Raw genomic sequence first — 18,383 nt, forward strand, 5'->3', positions numbered from 1 at the left:
ACGGGTCCATCGCCAGGCTCAGGACAGGCTTTCCTACGCCGGTGTTAACCGGATCAGGTTCGAAGGGTGTTTCTCAGCCCTGCGGGACACGGTCGTCGGTGAGCCGGTTCGCAAATGATCGACCACGCCGAGAACGGCAGCAGGGCACCCCCAGCCTTACGGATATGGGGCTAAGCTAAAGCATGAAAGGGGATTTGGCAAGGCAGGGGGCCGCCGAGTGCGAGGCGATCGGAGCGTTTCGATTCTTCCGCCCATCGAGCGGATTTATCTGCCGAAATGAATGGCGTACGCAGATTGCCAAGGAGGTACCGATGGAAACGGTAATCAAAAATGTCATTCGCATGTTTAACGGATATGGCTATGCCGTTGCGGGCGTCGTGATCGGCTTTTTCGACGATCCCGCCCAGGCACAGGCATGTGCCTTTCAGATCATTAATCTGACCCATTACGAAGTCGACGTTTTCGGAAGTCAACTGATCATGGTGCTTTGAGCGTGGAGACAGGGTGCTACGCAGCCCCTACCAGCTCTGAATGGCGGCTTGCGACCGTCTCGGCCGTCCGAGCGCAAACTGTCGGTATATGAACCAGAATCGCCACACGGATTCCGGAATTTCCGGCAGAGTGTGATGCCGCAGTCCGGGATCGAATAGCGCTCGCGGCTCGAACGCATCGTACGACCGCAGATCGTCAGCCGTGAGCCGGCCGGCGCGAAACGTGTCGGGAGATACCGGGGCAATGAGCAAGCGCCCATGTTTGAGCTCCGGTTCCGTCAGCGCCAGCAGCAGTTTCCCATTGACCGCATCGGCACCCTCGATCAGGCGCCCCTCCGCATCGCACCAATACCCGCCGGTCTCGAGGGGAATATCGGTGGAACCTTCGAAACGCAAGCGAAACGTATAAATCTCCAGGTCCGACGCCCTTTCATTATGCGGATTTGTCTTCATCGGCCGGGCCCCTCCAACGTTTCGTAGATGCCTTAGGCTAGGACGAAGCAAACGATAATTCCGTGACGTATTTCCCAATTTCACTCCGTATAATGTAGCCGGCTCCGGGAACTAGCCCGCATTTCTCACACCTTTTCGTAGCGAGGGCCTCGAGACGCCGCCGTGGCGCGCCGCACGGACTGAGCGACGGCGAAGGCGTAGCCGACACTACGTCGAGATCGCGAACGATGCCCGTCCTGAGCTTAGTCGAAGGGCGGTTCGTTCCTCACGGCATCCTACTGCCTCTGTTTGCGATTGGAAGGGTCATTCGGGTGCTCCAATCGCAAACGACCTGGCCGGGAGCGCCGGCCAGCCCCTTCCCCGGATGACCGTTTGCGATTGGAGGGTGTGAGAAATGCGGGCTAGTGCCGGCGGGACCGTGGACTGTTCTGGACAGCTCCCCCCAACCGGCGAAGGATTCTTGCGATCAGGACGGATTCCTTTCAGGATTTGTTGTAGTGACATCAGCCAATGACCGTTCCCCTCGTCAAAGTGCGAATCACGGGACTCGAAACACCTTATGAGCATTCGTATCCGCCTGGTACTTGAGGGCCTTCGGCGCGTCCGAGCGCCGCTTCTGATCGCGCTCAGCGGTTTAATGCTCGGCGTCGTACCCGCACTGACACAACTCGAACAGGAATTCGATCTCGGCCTGCTTTACCGTCTGAGAGGCGCAGAAAAACCTCCCGAGGATATCGTGATCGTCGGCATTGATCACGAGTCCGCGTTGCGCCTGCAGACGCCGAACGATCCGCAGTCATGGCCTCGCCGGCTCAATGCGCAGGTCATTCGGAACATTCAAGCATCCGATGCCGAACTGCTCGCGTTCAATGTGTTTTTTTTCAGTCCGGCGTCCGATCCGGACGACGACCGGGACATGGCCGACGCCATGCGCCGGATGGGGCGCGTCGTACTGACCGATTACGTCAAGCCGCGCCAGGTTTCCGAGGGCGTATACCTGGAATCGGTGGTACATTCCACGGACCGATTGGCCGATGCGGCTCTGGCGACCGCGCCGTTTCTGCTGCCGAGGGAGGACAATGGGATAAACCGCTTTCTCACCTTCTTCGGAGAAGAAGGTCAGGCGACCTTGCCCACCCGGCTGTTGTTGGCCCATGCCTTGCTTAAGGCCCGTGACGATTTGTTACGCGTTTTCGGGGACGCTGCACCGGGCGCCGCAGACTTCCTCAAAAATCAGCCGACCGAGCGGGAGCAATTCGATACCTTGCAGAGGGAACTCACCGCACTGCTCCAATCGCGGTCCGATCTGCTTTCAATTCTCGAAAAGACCCTACAGCAAAGACTCATACCGGAAAAAACGCGCCTGATGCTGCGCGCCCTGTTCCGTGTTCATGAAAACGGGCGGTCGCGTTATTTCAATCACTACGGACCCACTCGCACCTTTCCGACCATTCCCTATTACAAACTTGCCGAGTCGTCATCCGAAGAACTCTTGAAGTCGCTCGGGGGCAAGATCGTCCTGATCGGGTATCTCGAGGATTTTCAACCCGAATATACCGAAGGTCTGTTCAATTCACCGTACTCCACGGTCAGTTCGGTGGAGCTGGCGGCGACGGCGCTGGCCAACCTGCTCGAAGACAAATCGGTGCTGCCGGCGCTTACACCGCTGAAGGAACTCATTTGGCTATTCCTTTGGGGACTTGCGCTCGGTTCATGCGCTCAACTGCTCTCGATTCAAAGGGCTATGGTCTTTATCGCGGCGCTGAGCGGCGGGTATTTGTTGACGGCATGGGCGCTATTCCGCGCCGACGGCTTGTGGCTGCCCCTGTTCATCCCGCTGATTTGGCAGGCACCGGCAGCCGTAATGAGCAGTGTGCTCATTAGCCATCTGCGGCGGGTTCGGCGCGAGGAAAAAATGCAGTCGGTGATCGAGCGCTTCATTCCGGTCGACGTGTTCAGCCAGCTCACCCGCGATGAGGACATAAAGGCATTGCCGTCGTACGGGCGTTTGACCCACGGCATCTGCCTCGCCACCGACGCGGGGCGCTACTCATCCTTGGCCGAGACCATGGAGCCGATGGCTCTCGCCGATCTTATGAACGATTATTACCGGGTCATCTTTCAGCCCGTGGCGCGGCACGGGGGTTGGATCTCCGACGTAATCGGGGATGCCATGCTGGCGATTTGGATCACCGAGGGAGACGATTCGGAAACGAGGCGCAACGTGCTGCAGGCCGCCTTGGAAATCCAGCAAGCGGTCCGCCGGTTCGAACAAACTCATGGGCTCGATTTTCCGGTGCGGATCGGGATTCACTGCGGCGAGCTCCGCATCGGTTATATCGGCACCGACAGCCGCGGCGAAATCCGGGCGGTCGGCGATACGGTCAACATCGCCGCGCGACTGGAAGCCTTGAACAAGATACTCGGCACCGAAATCCTGGTGTCGGAAGCGGTGCTGGCGGACATTGCCGAGATCCGGGCCAGACACTTGGGACAATTTCTCCTGGCCGGAAAAACCAGGCCGGTATCCGTAGCGCAGTTGATTTCTCCCTCGGAACCGGAAATGTCCCGCTGGCAAGAACTCAATGCCCGGTTTCAGATTGCCCTGGGGCATTTCGAGGCAGAACGGTGGCCCGAAGCCTATGCCGCTTTCAATCAGCTTGTCCTACAATTACCCGATGACGGACCGGCCCGGTTTTATCTCAAGACATGCGAGACGCGTCTCGGGGGAGCGCATCCGGCTGGCGGCCGGCCGCTCGGCATTCGCATCGAGAAATCGGACTCGGCCCGTCCGTTGACCAAATGACGCGGTAGCGACGCAATGGGTTTTTAATCCACCAGGCAGGCAACGGCGTTTAGACGTAGGTCGGCAATCCCTTGCCGACGAAGTCCGCGGGCTGACTCGTTACGTCGGGAAGGGATTCCCGACCTACAGGGAGGCACGATCGTAGGTCGGCAATCCTTTGCCGACGAAGCCGTGGGCCGGGCCGTTACGTCGGGAAGGGATTCCCGACCTACAAAGCGGCACGGTCGTAGGTCGGCAATCCTTTGCCGACAAAGTCCGCGGGCTGACTCGTTACGTCGGGAAAGGATTCCCGACCTACAAAGCGGCACGATCGTAGGTCGGCAATCCTTTGCCGACAAGTCGCCGTTTACGATTGGAATGGGGGGCATCCAGAGCACAAGGATGTGATTCAAGGCCAATGTCATCCCTGGCTTCTGGATTCATGCCGGAATGACGAGGTCGGGCTTAATTAACGACATTGGAGCTTACCTGGGGGACCGGAGCACATGCGTAAGTCCATTAACAATAACTCAAAAATACTTTTCGCAGCTCGATGCACATATCTGCCAAATTGTTCCTGACGATCGCTGCCGCACTCGTCGCAAGCAATCCCGGTATCGCCGCCACATGCGAACAATGGGCCGCCCGCCTGGTGTCGGCGCAGGGCCAGGTCGAGATCCAGTCCTCGGGAAAGCCGTCATGGGCGCCGGTGGAGACCGAACAGGTCTTCTGTCCCGGCGACAAAATCCGAACCATGATTCGCAGCCGTGCATCGCTGCTACTGCCGAATCAAACTTATATTTCGCTTGATCAGGACACCACCGTGGTGTTTTCCAAGGTGAAGGCGGAAGAGCCGTCCTGGCTCGAGCTGCTTACCGGCGCCTTGTACGCCCGCAGCCGAACGCCCAAGCCCCTCGATATCCGGACCCCGTTCATCAACGCCGCCATCAAGGGCACCGAGTTCCTCATCAAGGCAGGACCGCAGGGAGGCCAGGTCACGGTATTCGAAGGAGAGGTGGAAACCTCGAACGCCGAAGGACGGGTCGTGCTCAAGGACGGCCAGACCGCCGTCGCCGCGCGCGACGAGGCGCCGCGCCTGGCGTTGCACGTGCGTCCGGAAGACGGCGTTCAGTGGGCGCTTTATTTCCCGCCGCTGGTGGATTACGCCGCCCTGCAGGCCCGAGTCCGCGATCCGGACATCGCCGAAGGCATTCGCCTCTACGCCGACGGGAACATCGCCGGAGCCCTGGCTGCGCTGGATCGCGTGCCGGAAGCCAGCCGCGACGCCGATTTCGCCGCCCTATACGCGGGCCTGCTGCTGAGCGTGGGACGGGTGGACGAAGCGGAACCGCTGTTGGCCGTGTATATGGGCGAGAAAACGCCCGCGCCCATCGATGCCTTGCGCTCGGTCATCGCTCTGGCCCGCAACCAGAAACCCGAAGCGCTCCGATTGGCGAATGCCGCGGTTCAAACCGATCCCGCTTCGGCTCCGGGCTGGATGGCGCTATCCTACGCGCGCCAGGCCGATTTCGATCTCGAAGGCGCGCTCGAAAGCATCGACCGCGCGGCGCGCCTGGACAACAACGATGCCCTGGTCCAGGCACGTCGGGCCGAACTGCTGGCAGGGTTAGGCCGCTGGTCGGATGCGAGGAAAGCGGCCGAAAACGCGGTCCGGATCAACCCGCGAAATCCGCGCGCCCATGTCGTCTTAGGCTTTGTCGAACTCATGGACGGGGACACGTCCGAGGCGCTGGCGAGCTTCCGCAAGGGAGCCGAGCTGGATTCGGCCGATCCCCTGGCCCGCTTCGGCTCGGGGATGGCCCTGGTCCGGCGGGGCGAGCTGAAAGAGGGCACGGCGGCCATCGAAACCGCCGCCAGCCTCGACCCCAGCGACGCCCTGATCCGCAGCTATCTCGGCAAGGCGTATTACGAGCAGAAGCGCAACGCGGTCGCCGAAAAGCAGTTCGATCTCGCCAAGACCTTCGATCCCAAGGACCCCACGCCCTGGTTCTACGAAGCCATCAAGAAGCAGACCGAAAACCGCCCGGTGGAAGCATTCAAGGATCTGCAACACGCGATCGAGCTGAACGACAACCGCGCGGTCTACCGCTCCAAGCTGGCCCTGGACGACGATCTGGCCGCCCGCAGCGCCGCCCTGGGTCGTATCTATACCGACCTCGGCTTCGGCCAGCGGGCCGTGGTGGAAGGCTGGCGCTCGCTCGGCATCGAGCCGGCCAATTATTCGGCGCACCGGCTCCTGGCGGATACCTACTCCTCGCTGCCGCGGCACGAAATCGCCCGCGCCAGCGAAGTGCTGCAATCCCAGTTGCTGCAACCGATCAACACCACCCCGATACAACCCCATTTGGCCGAGGCGCGGCTGCTGATCCCGGACGGGGCGGGACCTTCGCGGCTCTCGTTCAACGAGTTCAATCCCATGTTCACCCGCGACCGCTTCAGCTTCCAGGCTTCCGGCATCGCCGGCAGCAACGACACCTTCGGGGAAGAACTGGTCCATTCAGGACTATGGGATAACTTCTCCTACAGCCTAGGCCAGTTCCATTACGAAACCAACGGCTTCCGCAAGAACAACGACCTGCGCCAGGACATCTACAACGTCTTCGCCCAGGGCATGATCAGTCCCGGCCTCAGCCTCCAGGCCGAATACCGCCACCGGCATCTGGAGCACGGCGATTTGTTTTTCAACGGCGACCTGGAAGCTTTCGACGACACCTTCAAGGGTGAAGTGACCACCGACAGCGTGCGGACCGGCCTCCGTTATTCGCCCACCGCCAACTTCGACCTTATTTTTTCGGCAATGTATCTGGATACTTTGCGGAATTACGCTCAGCAAGCTCCCTCTTTCGGGGCGCCGATCGATATCTCGGTGACCGCCAGCCAGCGCGGCTTCATGGGCGAAGCCCAGTACATCTACCGGCGCGACCCTTTCGATCTGATCCTGGGCGGCGGCAGCCGCGACATTTCCGCCGATGTATCTAACAATCTCGGCTTTTTCGCACAGCGAATTGCTTACGACATCCGCCACAGCAATGCTTACCTCTATTCCCATATCCGGTTTCCGAGCGCCATGACCTGGACGCTGGGGGTCAGCTACGACTCGTCCCGCAATCAGTGGGTCGGCGATTTCGACCAGGTCAACCCGAAGCTGGGGCTGATGTGGGAACTCACGCCCGACACCGTCCTGCGTCTCGCCGCATTCCGCACATTCGATCGCGGCATCGAGGAAGACGTGACCATAGAGCCGACCCAGATTGCCGGGTTCAACCAGTTCTTCGACGGCTACCCAGCCACGGATGCCAGGCGTTACGGCGTGGGCCTGGATCACAAGTTTTCGCCCGGTCTCATGGCCGGCCTGGAAGCTTCGCTGCGCGACGTAATCGTTCCTCTGCCTCTCGCCACGGCTTTAGATGCTCCTAGCTTTATCTCGAAACGGGAAGAAATGCTGTACCGCGCCTACGGCTATTGGGCAATCAGCGATGATTTCGCCGCCAGCCTGGAGTATCAGTTCGATATCTTTACAGATGCGACTCACCACGAAACGGTCTATCAGAACCATATCGTTCCGCTCAGTCTGAGCTATTTCCATACCTCGGGCCTGTCGAGCTCCGTCACGGTCACCTATGTCAATCAGGAAGCCCGCGAGCGCAAGAACGAATTCTTGAAGGGGCACGACGACAACCAATTCGCACTGCTCGATTTTTCATTGAAATATCGTTTACCCTATCGCTATGGCACGGCAGGGTTCTTCGTCAAGAACCTGCTGGATCAAAGATTCGATTTCCTGGGGCAGAACTCCCTCGGGATTCGGACGAGGCGTCTGGAGGAAACGCCTTTGTTTATTCCGGAAAGGACGATGTTTTTTCAACTCACGCTGGCATTCTGAGGAATCCATGGCGATGTTCTAGAATGCACGCCAAATTGGGAGGGACGTATGAGTAATCAGGCACCAGAACAACAAAAAGGCAACGCGGCTTGGGAATTCGTCAAACGATATAAAAAGCCGCTGATAGCGGGCGGCGCTGGCGGCGGGGGGCTGCTCTATGCGGCAGCGCAGTGCAGTTTCATTTGCCCGGCGGGGTACTGGTTTTACTTTGGAACCGGAAGCTGCATACCGTGCTGAACTGACCGGGAGGGTGCGCCACGCGCACCCTCCGTCTTGCCGCCGAATCCGCCCGCCGCTCCCCGCACCGCAAACCGCCCGCCCCGGCTTCTTCCACCCGCTCTCCAAACTCCCCCGATTTTTGTAGGTCGGCAATCCTTTGCCGACGCCACGGCCCGGCCAACGCCTTCGTCGGCAAGGGATTGCCGACCTACGACTGTGCCTCCCTGTAGGTCGGGAATCCTTTCCCGACGTCACGGCCCGGCCCACGGCTTCGTCGGCAAGGGATTGCCGACCTACGACCGTGTCACCCTGTAGGTCGGGAATCCTTTCCCGACGTAACGGGTCCGCCCGCAGCCTTGTCGGCAAGGGATTGCCGACCTACGACCGAGCTACCCGGTAGGTCGCGAATCCCTTCGCGACATTACCCCACTCGGCCTGCCGACCTACGACTACTGTCATTACACCGAAAACGCTTCGCTCCCTCGACCTCCGAGCGCACTGCACCAAAAAGGGGAATATTTCACAGAATTCCGTTCTCCGGGCGCGTAAGTTGAGTCTAGTTCCCGCAAGAACATCGGCTCATTCCGAAGGGACGATATGCGCGGTTCCGTTCCGCGTCTTCGGACGAGCATTTTGAAAATATCCGACACGATCAGCCTGGGCGATCAACTCAAACGAATAGGCTTATGACATACATGGTTCAAAGAGGCTTTCCCGGACGCCCTACCAGGCTTCTCTATATCGGCGTGTCGGTGATAACGACGATCTTTGCCTTCATATTGGCCCTGGTGCTGTTCGTCTTTCTGCCGCGGGATGGCTTCGAAACCTCGGCGCGTGCGAAAGAACGTTCATCCTCCGGAGTAGTCGTGAACGCCACCGGTATCGATAATCCGGCGAAAGCCGCACTCCCCGAAAAACCGGAATCGGAAAATGAATGAATTCGCTAAGAGCCTATCCCGGTAGGCGGAGCTAAACGTACAGGCAGTCCAACCGTCCTCCGCCTTAGATAATCCGATTACGCCTCCGAGGCGACTCTTCGGGACCGAAATTCAGCGCCGGTCCCCTTTTTTTGAGGCCAATGGATCGAATATAAACTAACATTTAGATCTATCGCCCGTCGCACCGTACCTCGAAACTCGAAAAACGACGGGAGAGATCGAGTGTTTTCGTTTTCTTCAGTTGAACGCGATTGTGTCGAAAGAAACGCTTCAGGGGTTAAAAAGCGTCCCCTATTTTTCCGAAGTGCCCGACACCGCTCTGGCGGAACTGGCTTCCTGCGCGGCCATAAAAAGCTATCCCAAGAATTCGATTATCATTCGCGAGGGCGAAGAAGGCGGAGCGCTGTTCATTATTTTGTCCGGCAAGGTGCAGGCTTATCTGAGCAGCGCAAACGGGCGCATGGTGATTCTTTCGACTCAGGGTGCGGGCTCGTTTTTCGGGGAGCTGTCCTTGCTGGACGGCGAACCCCGTTCGGCTTCGATAGCCGCCCTGGAGCCAACAGTGTGCAGCCTGATTCCGCGGCTCGCATTGAAGACTTGGCTGAAAAGCCATCCGGACGCCGCATCCAGCATCATCCGGAGCCTCACTCAGCGGATCCGCAGTTTGACCGAGAACGTTCGAGGGCTCGCGCTGTCGGATGTGTACGGGCGATTGGTTAAAACCCTTTACGACATGGCCGTCGAGAACGAAAACGAATGGATCATCCGGGAAAAGCCGACCCATCAGGATCTGGCCAACATCATCGGCTGCTCGCGGGAGATGGTCAGCCGGATCATGAAAGATTTGGAACGCGGCGGCTATCTTTCCGTAGAACGCAAATTCATTCTCATCCGGCGCAAGTTGCCGGCATCCTGGTAACGGAATCGGCGGCCTTCGGCGGTTATGTCGGCAAAGGATTGCCGACCTACGAACCGGTGCCGCGAAGTAGGTCGGGAATCCTTTCCCGACGCCACGGCTGGCCAGCGGCTTCGTCGGCAAGGGATTGCCGACCTACGAACCGGTGCCGCGAGTAGGTCGGGAATCCTTGCCCGACGGAGCTGTCTTCAATCGTGCCCATCCAATCGCAAACGTCGCTTTAGCCGCGACCTTCCCTGCCGGAATGTTGGCCCGAGGTTTTGTGTAGATATCCCGGCTCCGGGGAGCCGGGGCATAAAACACATGCTCGGACTCGGAAGCGGCAAATGCTACCATTCTCTACTGAAACACTAAGAATTGTTTGACGCCGCGCTGTTGGCCAGACGCGGCGTGGTTTTTCGCACCGGAAGAAAAAAGGTTCTCGAATGGTTTTGAAGCAGAAGATTTTACTGGCGTTTTTTTTGGCGATCTTTCCGCTCGCTGCCCTGGCCATCCCGGCTGAAGGTCAAGCTTTGGATCTGACCGGGCATTTTGTCGGCTATCTGGCGATCGCCGCGTTCGTGCTGGCTTATATCTTCGTCGTCTTGGAAGAAGTCACGGAACTCAAAAAATCCAAACCCATGATGCTGGCGGCGGCGATCATCTGGGCCGCGATCGCCGTCGTCTACAACCTGCAAGGCCAGCCGCAGCTCGCCGAAGACGCGGTGCGGACCTTGGTGCTGGATTACGGCGAACTGCTCCTGTTCCTGATCGTGTCGATCACGTACGTCAATGCGCTCGAGGAACGGCAAGTATTCGAGGCTGTCAGGGCCTGGCTGGTCAGCAAGGGTCTCGGTTATCGCTCATTGTTTTGGATCACCGGGATTCTGGCCTTTTTCATCTCCTCCATCTCGAACAATATGACCACGGCGATGTTGATGACCGCCGTCGTAATGGCCGTCGGCAAGGATAACCCGCGCTTCGTCGCGTTATCCTGCGTCAACACCGTGGTCGCCGTGAATGCCGGCGGCGCATTCTGCCCTTTCGGCGACATCACGACGCTGATGGTTTGGCAACAGCATAAAGTTACTTTCTGGGGCTTTTTCGTGCTGTTCGTTCCGGCGGTCATCAATTTCGTGCTGCCCGCCGCCATCATGCATTTCGCGATACCGGACGCGCGCCCGGCCGAAATCAAGGATGTCACCAAAATGAAGCGGGGCGCCAAACGGATCGTCGCCTTGTTCCTGCTCACCATCGCGACTGCCGTCGTGTTCTCCAATATCCTGCATTTGCCCGCCGCGGTGGGAATGATGGCAGGTTTGACGTATATCCAGTTCTTCGGCTATTACCTGCACATCACCCATCGAGAAGAACCCGAGGTGCCGACCGAGCTATTGGAAAGGCACGAGGAGGAAGAAGAGGCAGAAGCCCTACCTGGCGAAGAGCGGTTCGATATCTTCCAGAAATTGGCACAGCTGGAGTGGGACACGCTGCTTTTTTTCTACGGCGTGGTGCTGTGCGTGGGCGGACTCGATTTTCTGGGCTATTTGGGGCACGTCTCGCAGTATCTCTACGGCGAATTGGGAGCGACTCCGGCGAACATTCTGGTAGGCATCGCCTCGGCCTTCGTCGACAACATCCCGGTCATGTTCGCGATCTTGTCGATGAACCCGGATCTCTCTATGGGACAATGGCTTTTGGTAACCCTGACCGCCGGAGTCGGCGGCAGCTTGCTGTCGGTCGGCTCGGCGGCGGGCGTCGCGCTCATGGGGCAGACGCGAGGCGCCTACACGTTTTTGAGTCATTTGAAGTGGATGCCGGCAATCGCGCTCGGCTATGCGGGCAGCATCGTCGCCCACTTCTGGCTCAATGCCGCGCTGTTCTGAATGGCGTTAAGCCTACTAGTTTGCGTCGGGAAAGGATTCCCGACCTACAAAGCGGCACAATCGTAGGTCGGCAATCCCTTGCCGACAAATCCGTCTAAAAAGACGTCTCGAACGGCTTCCGGCCCTTTTTCATCATGATCCCGTAACGGAACAGCACCGCGCAGATCGCTCCGGCCAGAATCGCCGTGACATCCATGCCGATTCCCAGCCAAAAGCCGTGTGTATGAAACGACTCGCCCAGTAGCGAGCGGAGCACGACTTGCATCCAAAACAGGAAACCGCCGTAATAAACGATGACCCCGGCTATGGCCCAAGCCAATGCGGGCAGATTCAACCGTTGAGCGGTTTGATAGAACCAAACCGCGATCGCCAAGATGACGATCATCGATAATGCCGCAATCATAGTTGTAGTTGCCTCCCGTTCGATTTTTTCGGCACTCTATCAAACCGGACAGCGGGCGTGAAGAAATGGAGGCGACCACCAGAGCACCCTGTGCAAAAATTTTGTGCAATCGTGTGCAGCCCTTATGTCATCGGGTCTGGAAGAAATTGTTCTAGGCTTTTGCAGAACTTTATCCACAGATTTTGTGAATAAGTGTTTCATTAGAGTGACAGCCATCGTTGCCTCTAAAGGAATTTTTCAGAATGCTCGAACTGCCTGAAGCATCGATGACCGCGTTACTGGCCGACCTGCCGGAGGACTTGCCCGAGGAAAAATTCGAAGTTCTGCTGGAAACGCCGGCTTTCCGGCTGGAGCGGATTCTTTCCAAGGGACATGCCACACCGGAAGGACAATGGTACGATCAGGACTGGGACGAATGGGTGCTGCTGCTTCAAGGTCAGGCAAGACTCGCGATCGAAGGGCGGAATGGCGAAACGTTTTTGCACCCCGGCGATGCCCTTTTGCTTCCGGCCCATTGCCGTCATCGCGTAAACTGGACTCTGCCGGATACGATCACCGTATGGCTGGCTTTGCACTATGGCCGAGGCTCTACCTCGAAACCGATCACCAAATGAATAGGAGAGTACGAGATGAGCGATATCCGTATCGAAAAACAAGTCGGCGAAGACCGGCTCAAATCGCTGGGCGTACGGCAATGGCCGGTGTGGAGCAAGGAACCGTCCGAATTTCCGTGGACTTACGACGAGACCGAAACCTGCTATCTCTTGGAGGGCCGCGTGATCGTGACGCCTGAAGGCGGCGACCCCGTGGAATTCGGCAAGGGCGATCTGGTGACCTTCCGGACCGGCCTGCAGTGCACCTGGAAAATCCTCGAAACCGTGCGCAAGCACTACAACTTTTCTTGAGACCGGCTCGGGAACCGATCCTGTTCGGAGCGGTCTGAAGGGCGAGCCGGTATCCGGCGAAGACATTCAAACGAGAGCAACACCATGAGCAAGAAAACCAAGCGACCTCAGATCCCCCAGACCAATCCCGTCGCCAAATATGCCGGGAAGTTCAACCGAGCCGCCACGTTCCGCGACGGCCGCACCTATACCCGCAAGCTCAAACACAAAGGCCAGGAGCCTTTTCCGATCCGCGCCGCCTGATCGGAAAAGGCTCTTGGATGGAGAAACAGCACGTCGGGAATCCCTTCCCGACCGACCGGCTGACACGGCCGTAGGTCGGCAATCCCTTGCCGACAAAGCCGCTGGCCCGGCCATGGCGTCGGGAAAGAATTCCCGACCTACCGAGTAACACCGATCGATCGGTCGAGCGGCAAGGCGACCGAACGTTGCCATGGTGGGTTACGGCGCACGCGAAGCATAGTGTTCTACGGCCAGCCTATACCGGAGTGCGCCTAACCCACCCTACGAAATCCCGGTTTCCGTCGTTACACCAAAGCGAAAAATGACCCGTGGTAGGGCGGGTTAGGTGCGCCGTCACGCAACCTGCGTGTAGCCCAGCGAGTCTGGCGCGCACCGTAACCCGCCAAACGAGCGGCAAGGCCACCAAGGAAAAAAGCGCATGGAACATTACTCGCGCTCCCGTCCCTGTGGAAACTTTTCCTCTCATCCGGTTGTTTCCAGCAACTGGGCCAGATCTAGCAAGCTAGGAAAGCTGAGCGCCGCCCACTTCGACAGTTTCCGGCGGATTTCGTGGCGCCGTTGAATCAGAACCGGAACAGTTCCCGCCGCACGGGCCGCTTCCAAGCCGGTTTCCGAGTCCTCCAGCACCAGGCATAGGTCCGGCGGAACATTCAAACGTCTCGCCGCATCGAGAAAGAGGTCGGGCGCCGGTTTCCCCCGTTCGACCTGGTCGCGGGTCACGACAACCTGAAAGGTCTTTTCCATACCCGACAGCCGCAGGCACTCCCATGCATACGGACCGTCGCTGTTGGTAGCCAGCGCATAGGGAATCGCCCGGTGTCGCAGAATAGCGAGCAGCTCTTTCAGGCCCGACATCGGCCCTATGCCGTGTTCGTCGAGATAGCGCCGCCAGTGGCGTTCGGCGGATTCATGAAACGACCTGCGATCGAACGCATCGCCAAGTGCAGTCTTAAGCGCCCGTTCCACGTCATCGGCATGGCGGCCGAACAACCCAAGGCAGAATTCTTCGCTCAGATCGAAGCCCAGATCGGCCGCCGCCGAACGCCAGGCGTGGCAATAAGTCGATTCGGTGTCTAGGGCCAGACCGTCCATGTCAAGAATGACCGCCCGGAAATCGGGAAGCGCCGACCGCGCACGGGCAAAAGTCATCGGGCCTGCTTGAGCATGACCAGGTTGCGAAACAGCGCAGCGCCCAAAGCGCCGAGCAGGGCGCCCGACACCTCCATCATGATGCCGGCGGTCGCGCTGTAATACGTGAATGACCCGCCCAGCAAAGGCTTGAGGATGGCGTACATCCAGATCGCCTTGATTCCGTAGTAGACGATCAAAGCGCCGACGATCCATTGCAGCACGTTGAGGTTGAGACGCAGCGCCGTGCGATAAAACCATATGCAAACCAGCACCGAAATGACGCCACCGATCATAATTTTCTCCTCCGAGTTCGTGAAAAACCCCCGTGCGACGGTTCTTTCGCGATCTCTATATATCGATAATTGGTTTAAGGATGCAGGGGCGGAAATGTAACAAACGCAATGACGTTTGCCTATTCGGATTCAGGGCGTTCGCCGCTCGGACACCACCTTGATATACTCCCCCGCAGCTTCTCGGCTGGAGCCCACTACGATGCGCCGCTGCCCCGAGTGCGATTCTTCCAGCAGACCCGAAATCTCGACGGTTTCTCCGGTCAGGGCCTGGCCCGCATAGGTGTGGGTAAAACTGACCGCTTCCGTGAGCTCGGGATGCGTCAATCGGTACACGGCCGGATAGTCGAACGCGTATGCCGCATCCGCTATTTGGGCCCGAAGCAGGATCGGCCCCAACTTGCGGACGGGGCCCGATGCTTTGGACGGTAGTTCGTCCACCAATGTGATATCGAACTTCGTCCCGTCGATCAGCGCCTTGTTCAACTTGCGCCGCTCGTGCCAGAGAAATTCCTCGAACGTGAGCGCACAACCGCGCCGGTCATAGGCGTCGCGCCATGCCGCATCGTCCAGGTCTTGCAGTTCTCCGGCCTCGATCAAGCGTCCGACGATCTCGCGAGCCTCGAAAAACGCTTCACGTCCGTAGATGACGAAATCGAGATCGGACGTCGGCGTTTGCGCGCCGATCAACAAAGAGCCGGTCAAACCGACCCGGCCCAAGTCCAGCCCGCAGGCACCGAATTTTTGCAGCAATCGAATCGCTTTCCGCTCGATTTCGTCTCGTGGCACCGAGTTCAGCAAATCTTGCACGCGATCCCGCGGGCGGTGATGGCGGCGTATGTTTTCCTGCGGCACGGCATGAAGTCGTGCGTCCAGCCGCTTCGACGAAAACAGATACCGGGGCGCCCGAGCTTGCAGGTAAGCATTGGCTTCGTCAGTGCCCATTTTGGCGAGCTTTCCTCCGATCGGCGCGTATCGGAGAAAACAGAGCACGCGATCATCCTCGAGCATCCCGTCCACGACGGCGAAAATCAGCCCTTCGTGGGTTTCGATGAAATCGCGGGGCTGATAAATGTCGGCAGGTTTTGGATTCATTGCCACGCTACATTCAACCGGAATTTCGGCTTTCCAAAAATTGCCGCGGACACGACGTCACGGCGTCGATCCGCTGCCGGCGCAGCTCTCGGCCCAGACTCTCTCCTTTGAATCCTTTCTCCAACAGCGGTTGAACCGGAATCGCCAGAGCTGTTTCCCGCGCCGTCCGCAGCCATTCGGCTTGCGGATAAGGCCGATTCTCGAAACCGGGGCGGCCCTTGGCATCGGCTTCACAGGCGAGAAGAAAACCCTCCAGGGAGGCGTGGGCTCGGAGCGCATCGAGCCGCTGCAACAAATCCACCACGGTCGCGGGGCGCAGTTCGAGCGCCCGGTGACAATGGCCGTGGTAGCGCATCACTTTTTCAGCCAGCTTGCGGTAGGCATTGGGCACCTTCAGCCGCAGGCAAAGGTTCTCCAATGCGCCAAGCCCGAGTTTTTCGTGGCCGTGGTGCTTCGGCCACAATTCCTTGGGCGTCAGTCCTTTGCCCAAGTCGTGAGTCAGGGCGGCGAAACGCACTACCGGGTCGGGACTCAGCCGGACCGCCTGGTCGAGGACCAGCAAGGTATGAATACCGGTGTCGACCTCCGGATGATGCTCGGCGGGCTGCGGGACACCGAACAGCCGGTCGATTTCCGGGCACAGCCTGGCCAATGCGCCGCACTCCCGCAGGACCTCGAAAAAAGCTCTGGGAGTCGGCTCGGACAGGGCACGGGCGAGTTCCGCCCAAACCCTCTCCGGCACCAGAGCGTCCACTTCGCCGGCGGCCACCATGCTCCGCATCAGATCGGACGTTTCCGCCGCCACCCGAAAACCGAGCTGCGCGAAACGGGCAGCGAAGCGGGCCACTCGGAGGATGCGCACCGGGTCTTCGCCGAATGCCGGCGAAACATGGCGCAGAATCCGGTCCTTGAGATCCCGTGCGCCGCCATAGGGATCGACGAGCCGGCCTTCCTCGTCCAAGGCCATGGCGTTGATGGTCAGGTCGCGGCGGAGCAGATCCTGTTCCAGCGTCACGTCCGGCTCGGCATGAACGACGAAGCCTCGGTAGCCCGGCGCGGTTTTCCGCTCCGTGCGGGCGAGCGCGTATTCATCACGGGTCTCTGGATGCAAGAACACGGGAAAGTCCTTGCCGACCGGTTTAAAACCTCGGGCAATCATGCTTTCCGGCGTTTCGCCCACGACCACCCAGTCACGTTCCTCCACCGGTCGCCCGAGCAGGCTATCCCTTACGGCGCCGCCGACAAGATAAGTTTTCATGGGTTTTTAGCTTGGACCCCGATTCCTGTTAGCATACGGCCCCTATTTTAAACGCGGATGAGCAGCGCATGTGGGAAGAACTGGGACTGTACCTGGCTTTCGGCAGCCTGGCCGGCGTGTTGTCCGGCTTGTTCGGGATCGGCGGAGGGGTCGTGATCGTGCCGTTTCTGGTCTGGTTTTTTTCAATACGGGGCTTTCCACCGAATTCCGTCATGATCATGGCGGTGGCGACTTCGCTTGCTACCATCGTGGTCACGTCCATTTCAGCGGTTTATGCGCATCATCGCCTCGGTGCGGTACGCTGGCGTACGGTGTTCCGGCTGGCACCCGGCGTACTGATCGGCTCCATCCTCGGTTCGATCATCGCCGACCGATTGCCGGCACATTGGTTTAAACTGATTTTCGCGCTTTTTCTGCTTTATGTTGCCGCTCGTCTTCTAATCGATGTGAAGACTAAAAGCGATCAAAGTCGAACACCAAGCGGGTGGCTATATTCAGCCGCCGGCTTAGGGATAGGCGCGGTTTCTTCCATCCTCGGGATAGGTGGCGGGACACTGAGCGTGCCCTTTCTCGTCAAATGCCGTTTTCCGATCCGAAACGCCGTCGCCATCTCCAGCGCCTGCGGTTTTCCCATAGCGGTCGCAGGCTCCCTGACCTATATTGCCCTGGGTTGGGAAAAACCAGTGTTGCCGGCTTGGAGTCTAGGCTATGTTTACCTGCCCGCCTTTGCCGGCATCGTGGCGACCAGTATTCCGTTCGCGCCGCTCGGCGCTGAACTCGCGCATCGGCTACCGACGCGGAAACTCAGGCGAATGTTCGCGATCGTCGTACTGATCGTGGGAGTCAAACTGTTTTGGCAGGCCATTCAACCCTGAATCTGAATTTAAGTGCCGTAGGTCGGCCATCCTTTGCCGACAAATCCGCTGCGTCGGGAAGGGATTTCCGACCTACAAAGAGAGAGAAACTATGACCGCAAAACCCCGCATCGAGATCGAATACTGCACTCAATGCCGCTGGCTGCTGCGCGCAGCCTGGCTGGCGCAGGAACTTCTGACCACGTTCGAGGAGGAGATCGGCGAAGTGGCGCTGATTCCCGGCACGGGCGGAGTATTCGAAGTGCGCCACGGGAACACGGTGCTATGGTCCCGAAAGGAAGAGGGACGCTTCCCCGAAGCGAAAGAGCTTAAACAGCGGGTAAGGGATGAAATCGTGCCGGGAAAAGACCTCGGCCATTCGGATAGGGAGAACAGATAGGCACCCGTAACTACCCCGCAAACGATACCTAACCGGAAACACGAGAAACTACGTCTAATGTTTCGCTCCAAATATTTCCGGGACTGAAAGCGCCGGCAAGATTTTCAGCAATGTCTCCTAAAAGGCTCTTGTTCAAGTATGCAAAGGGAGACATGGCTGGACAAACATAACAAAGTCACAAAGTACACTACACTTCTTCAAGAAATCACAATTGTGTGACAGCCGTCATACAA

Annotated in this window: 17 protein-coding genes and 1 riboswitch; of the genes, 11 read left to right on the forward strand and 6 right to left on the reverse strand. The window is 58.7% G+C overall.

Annotation, left to right across the window (positions count from 1 at the left end):
- Positions 1–13 precede the first annotated feature (13 nt).
- Positions 14–162: riboswitch (TPP riboswitch) on the reverse strand.
- 149 nt (positions 163–311) lie between these two features.
- Complete coding sequence (locus ACWJJK_RS22460) at positions 312–491, forward strand: hypothetical protein (protein ID WP_133716295.1); 180 nt, start codon at positions 312–314, stop codon at positions 489–491.
- A gap of 27 nt (positions 492–518) precedes the next feature.
- On the opposite strand, the gene ACWJJK_RS22465 is transcribed toward ACWJJK_RS22460, so the two are convergent.
- Positions 519–944 carry a hypothetical protein gene (locus ACWJJK_RS22465; protein WP_133716296.1) on the reverse strand — a complete coding sequence of 142 codons (426 nt, stop codon included), beginning with the start codon at positions 942–944 and terminating at the stop codon, positions 519–521.
- 559 nt (positions 945–1,503) lie between these two features.
- Here ACWJJK_RS22465 and ACWJJK_RS22470 point away from each other — a divergent pair.
- The 5 genes from ACWJJK_RS22470 (at position 1,504) to nhaD (ending at position 11,571) form a co-directional block, all read left to right on the forward strand.
- Entirely contained in the window at positions 1,504–3,750 is a 2,247-nt protein-coding gene (locus ACWJJK_RS22470) for a CHASE2 domain-containing protein (RefSeq protein WP_156879876.1), read from the forward strand.
- A gap of 532 nt (positions 3,751–4,282) precedes the next feature.
- The gene (locus tag ACWJJK_RS22475) at positions 4,283–7,633 is read left to right on the forward strand and encodes a TonB-dependent receptor domain-containing protein (protein ID WP_454128503.1); all 3,351 of its coding nucleotides are present in this window, start codon (positions 4,283–4,285) and stop codon (positions 7,631–7,633) included.
- 905 nt (positions 7,634–8,538) lie between these two features.
- Positions 8,539–8,790, forward strand: a complete 252-nt coding sequence (locus tag ACWJJK_RS22480) for a hypothetical protein (RefSeq protein WP_077730966.1) — start codon at positions 8,539–8,541, stop codon at positions 8,788–8,790.
- A gap of 253 nt (positions 8,791–9,043) precedes the next feature.
- Positions 9,044–9,709 carry a Crp/Fnr family transcriptional regulator gene (locus tag ACWJJK_RS22485; RefSeq protein WP_133716301.1) on the forward strand — a complete coding sequence of 222 codons (666 nt, stop codon included), beginning with the start codon at positions 9,044–9,046 and terminating at the stop codon, positions 9,707–9,709.
- A 422-nt stretch (positions 9,710–10,131) separates the two neighbouring features.
- Positions 10,132–11,571: a sodium:proton antiporter NhaD gene (gene nhaD / locus ACWJJK_RS22490; protein ID WP_086133019.1), complete on the forward strand. Its 1,440-nt coding sequence runs from the start codon at positions 10,132–10,134 to the stop codon at positions 11,569–11,571.
- 94 nt (positions 11,572–11,665) lie between these two features.
- Here the strand turns inward: nhaD and ACWJJK_RS22495 are convergent, their stop codons facing one another.
- On the reverse strand, positions 11,666–11,974 hold the full coding sequence (locus ACWJJK_RS22495; RefSeq protein ID WP_240506761.1) for a hypothetical protein: 309 nt from the start codon (positions 11,972–11,974) through the stop codon (positions 11,666–11,668).
- Positions 11,975–12,216: 242 nt separating this feature from the next.
- On the opposite strand from ACWJJK_RS22495, the gene ACWJJK_RS22500 reads away from it, so the two are divergent.
- From ACWJJK_RS22500 to ACWJJK_RS22510, 3 genes are all read left to right on the forward strand, one after another.
- Positions 12,217–12,588 (forward strand): cupin domain-containing protein, encoded by a 372-nt coding sequence (locus tag ACWJJK_RS22500; protein WP_245245478.1) that lies wholly within the window; start codon positions 12,217–12,219, stop codon positions 12,586–12,588.
- A 15-nt stretch (positions 12,589–12,603) separates the two neighbouring features.
- Positions 12,604–12,879, forward strand: coding sequence for a cupin domain-containing protein (locus tag ACWJJK_RS22505; RefSeq protein WP_086133021.1), 276 nt, complete (start codon positions 12,604–12,606; stop codon positions 12,877–12,879).
- Between the two features lie 84 nt (positions 12,880–12,963).
- A complete protein-coding gene (locus ACWJJK_RS22510; RefSeq protein WP_166642451.1) occupies positions 12,964–13,122 on the forward strand; it encodes a DUF7230 family protein in 159 nt (52 codons plus the stop codon).
- A 462-nt stretch (positions 13,123–13,584) separates the two neighbouring features.
- Here the strand turns inward: ACWJJK_RS22510 and ACWJJK_RS22515 are convergent, their stop codons facing one another.
- From ACWJJK_RS22515 to ACWJJK_RS22530, 4 genes are all read right to left on the reverse strand, one after another.
- Positions 13,585–14,271, reverse strand: coding sequence for an HAD family hydrolase (locus tag ACWJJK_RS22515; RefSeq protein WP_156879879.1), 687 nt, complete (start codon positions 14,269–14,271; stop codon positions 13,585–13,587).
- Positions 14,268–14,546 (reverse strand): hypothetical protein, encoded by a 279-nt coding sequence (locus ACWJJK_RS22520; RefSeq protein WP_077730970.1) that lies wholly within the window; start codon positions 14,544–14,546, stop codon positions 14,268–14,270. The genes ACWJJK_RS22515 and ACWJJK_RS22520 overlap by 4 nt, the downstream gene beginning before the upstream one ends.
- A 129-nt stretch (positions 14,547–14,675) precedes the next feature.
- Positions 14,676–15,638: a nucleotidyltransferase domain-containing protein gene (locus tag ACWJJK_RS22525; protein ID WP_156879880.1), complete on the reverse strand. Its 963-nt coding sequence runs from the start codon at positions 15,636–15,638 to the stop codon at positions 14,676–14,678.
- 13 nt (positions 15,639–15,651) lie between these two features.
- Positions 15,652–16,896 carry a multifunctional CCA addition/repair protein gene (locus ACWJJK_RS22530; RefSeq protein WP_156879881.1) on the reverse strand — a complete coding sequence of 415 codons (1,245 nt, stop codon included), beginning with the start codon at positions 16,894–16,896 and terminating at the stop codon, positions 15,652–15,654.
- Positions 16,897–16,964: 68 nt separating this feature from the next.
- Here ACWJJK_RS22530 and ACWJJK_RS22535 point away from each other — a divergent pair, with 68 nt between their 5' ends.
- Both ACWJJK_RS22535 and ACWJJK_RS22540 read left to right on the forward strand, forming a co-directional pair.
- Positions 16,965–17,771 carry a sulfite exporter TauE/SafE family protein gene (locus ACWJJK_RS22535; protein ID WP_156879882.1) on the forward strand — a complete coding sequence of 269 codons (807 nt, stop codon included), beginning with the start codon at positions 16,965–16,967 and terminating at the stop codon, positions 17,769–17,771.
- 91 nt (positions 17,772–17,862) lie between these two features.
- Positions 17,863–18,150, forward strand: a complete 288-nt coding sequence (locus ACWJJK_RS22540) for a SelT/SelW/SelH family protein (RefSeq protein ID WP_156879883.1) — start codon at positions 17,863–17,865, stop codon at positions 18,148–18,150.
- Positions 18,151–18,383 lie beyond the last annotated feature (233 nt).

Source organism: Methylocaldum gracile (assembly GCF_053646815.1).

Coding starts and splice junctions, on each gene's coding strand:
- ACWJJK_RS22520 (WP_077730970.1), bottom strand. CDS start 14,546: ATGATCGGTGGCGTCATTTCGGTGCTGGTTTGCATATGGTTTTATCGC.
- ACWJJK_RS22510 (WP_166642451.1), top strand. CDS start 12,964: ATGAGCAAGAAAACCAAGCGACCTCAGATCCCCCAGACCAATCCCGTC.
- ACWJJK_RS22505 (WP_086133021.1), top strand. CDS start 12,604: ATGAGCGATATCCGTATCGAAAAACAAGTCGGCGAAGACCGGCTCAAA.
- ACWJJK_RS22500 (WP_245245478.1), top strand. CDS start 12,217: ATGCTCGAACTGCCTGAAGCATCGATGACCGCGTTACTGGCCGACCTG.
- ACWJJK_RS22540 (WP_156879883.1), top strand. CDS start 17,863: ATGACCGCAAAACCCCGCATCGAGATCGAATACTGCACTCAATGCCGC.
- ACWJJK_RS22465 (WP_133716296.1), bottom strand. CDS start 944: ATGAAGACAAATCCGCATAATGAAAGGGCGTCGGACCTGGAGATTTAT.
- ACWJJK_RS22515 (WP_156879879.1), bottom strand. CDS start 14,271: ATGACTTTTGCCCGTGCGCGGTCGGCGCTTCCCGATTTCCGGGCGGTC.
- ACWJJK_RS22460 (WP_133716295.1), top strand. CDS start 312: ATGGAAACGGTAATCAAAAATGTCATTCGCATGTTTAACGGATATGGC.
- ACWJJK_RS22525 (WP_156879880.1), bottom strand. CDS start 15,638: ATGAATCCAAAACCTGCCGACATTTATCAGCCCCGCGATTTCATCGAA.
- ACWJJK_RS22495 (WP_240506761.1), bottom strand. CDS start 11,974: ATGATTGCGGCATTATCGATGATCGTCATCTTGGCGATCGCGGTTTGG.
- ACWJJK_RS22480 (WP_077730966.1), top strand. CDS start 8,539: ATGACATACATGGTTCAAAGAGGCTTTCCCGGACGCCCTACCAGGCTT.
- ACWJJK_RS22535 (WP_156879882.1), top strand. CDS start 16,965: ATGTGGGAAGAACTGGGACTGTACCTGGCTTTCGGCAGCCTGGCCGGC.
- ACWJJK_RS22530 (WP_156879881.1), bottom strand. CDS start 16,896: ATGAAAACTTATCTTGTCGGCGGCGCCGTAAGGGATAGCCTGCTCGGG.
- nhaD (WP_086133019.1), top strand. CDS start 10,132: ATGGTTTTGAAGCAGAAGATTTTACTGGCGTTTTTTTTGGCGATCTTT.
- ACWJJK_RS22475 (WP_454128503.1), top strand. CDS start 4,283: ATGCACATATCTGCCAAATTGTTCCTGACGATCGCTGCCGCACTCGTC.
- ACWJJK_RS22470 (WP_156879876.1), top strand. CDS start 1,504: ATGAGCATTCGTATCCGCCTGGTACTTGAGGGCCTTCGGCGCGTCCGA.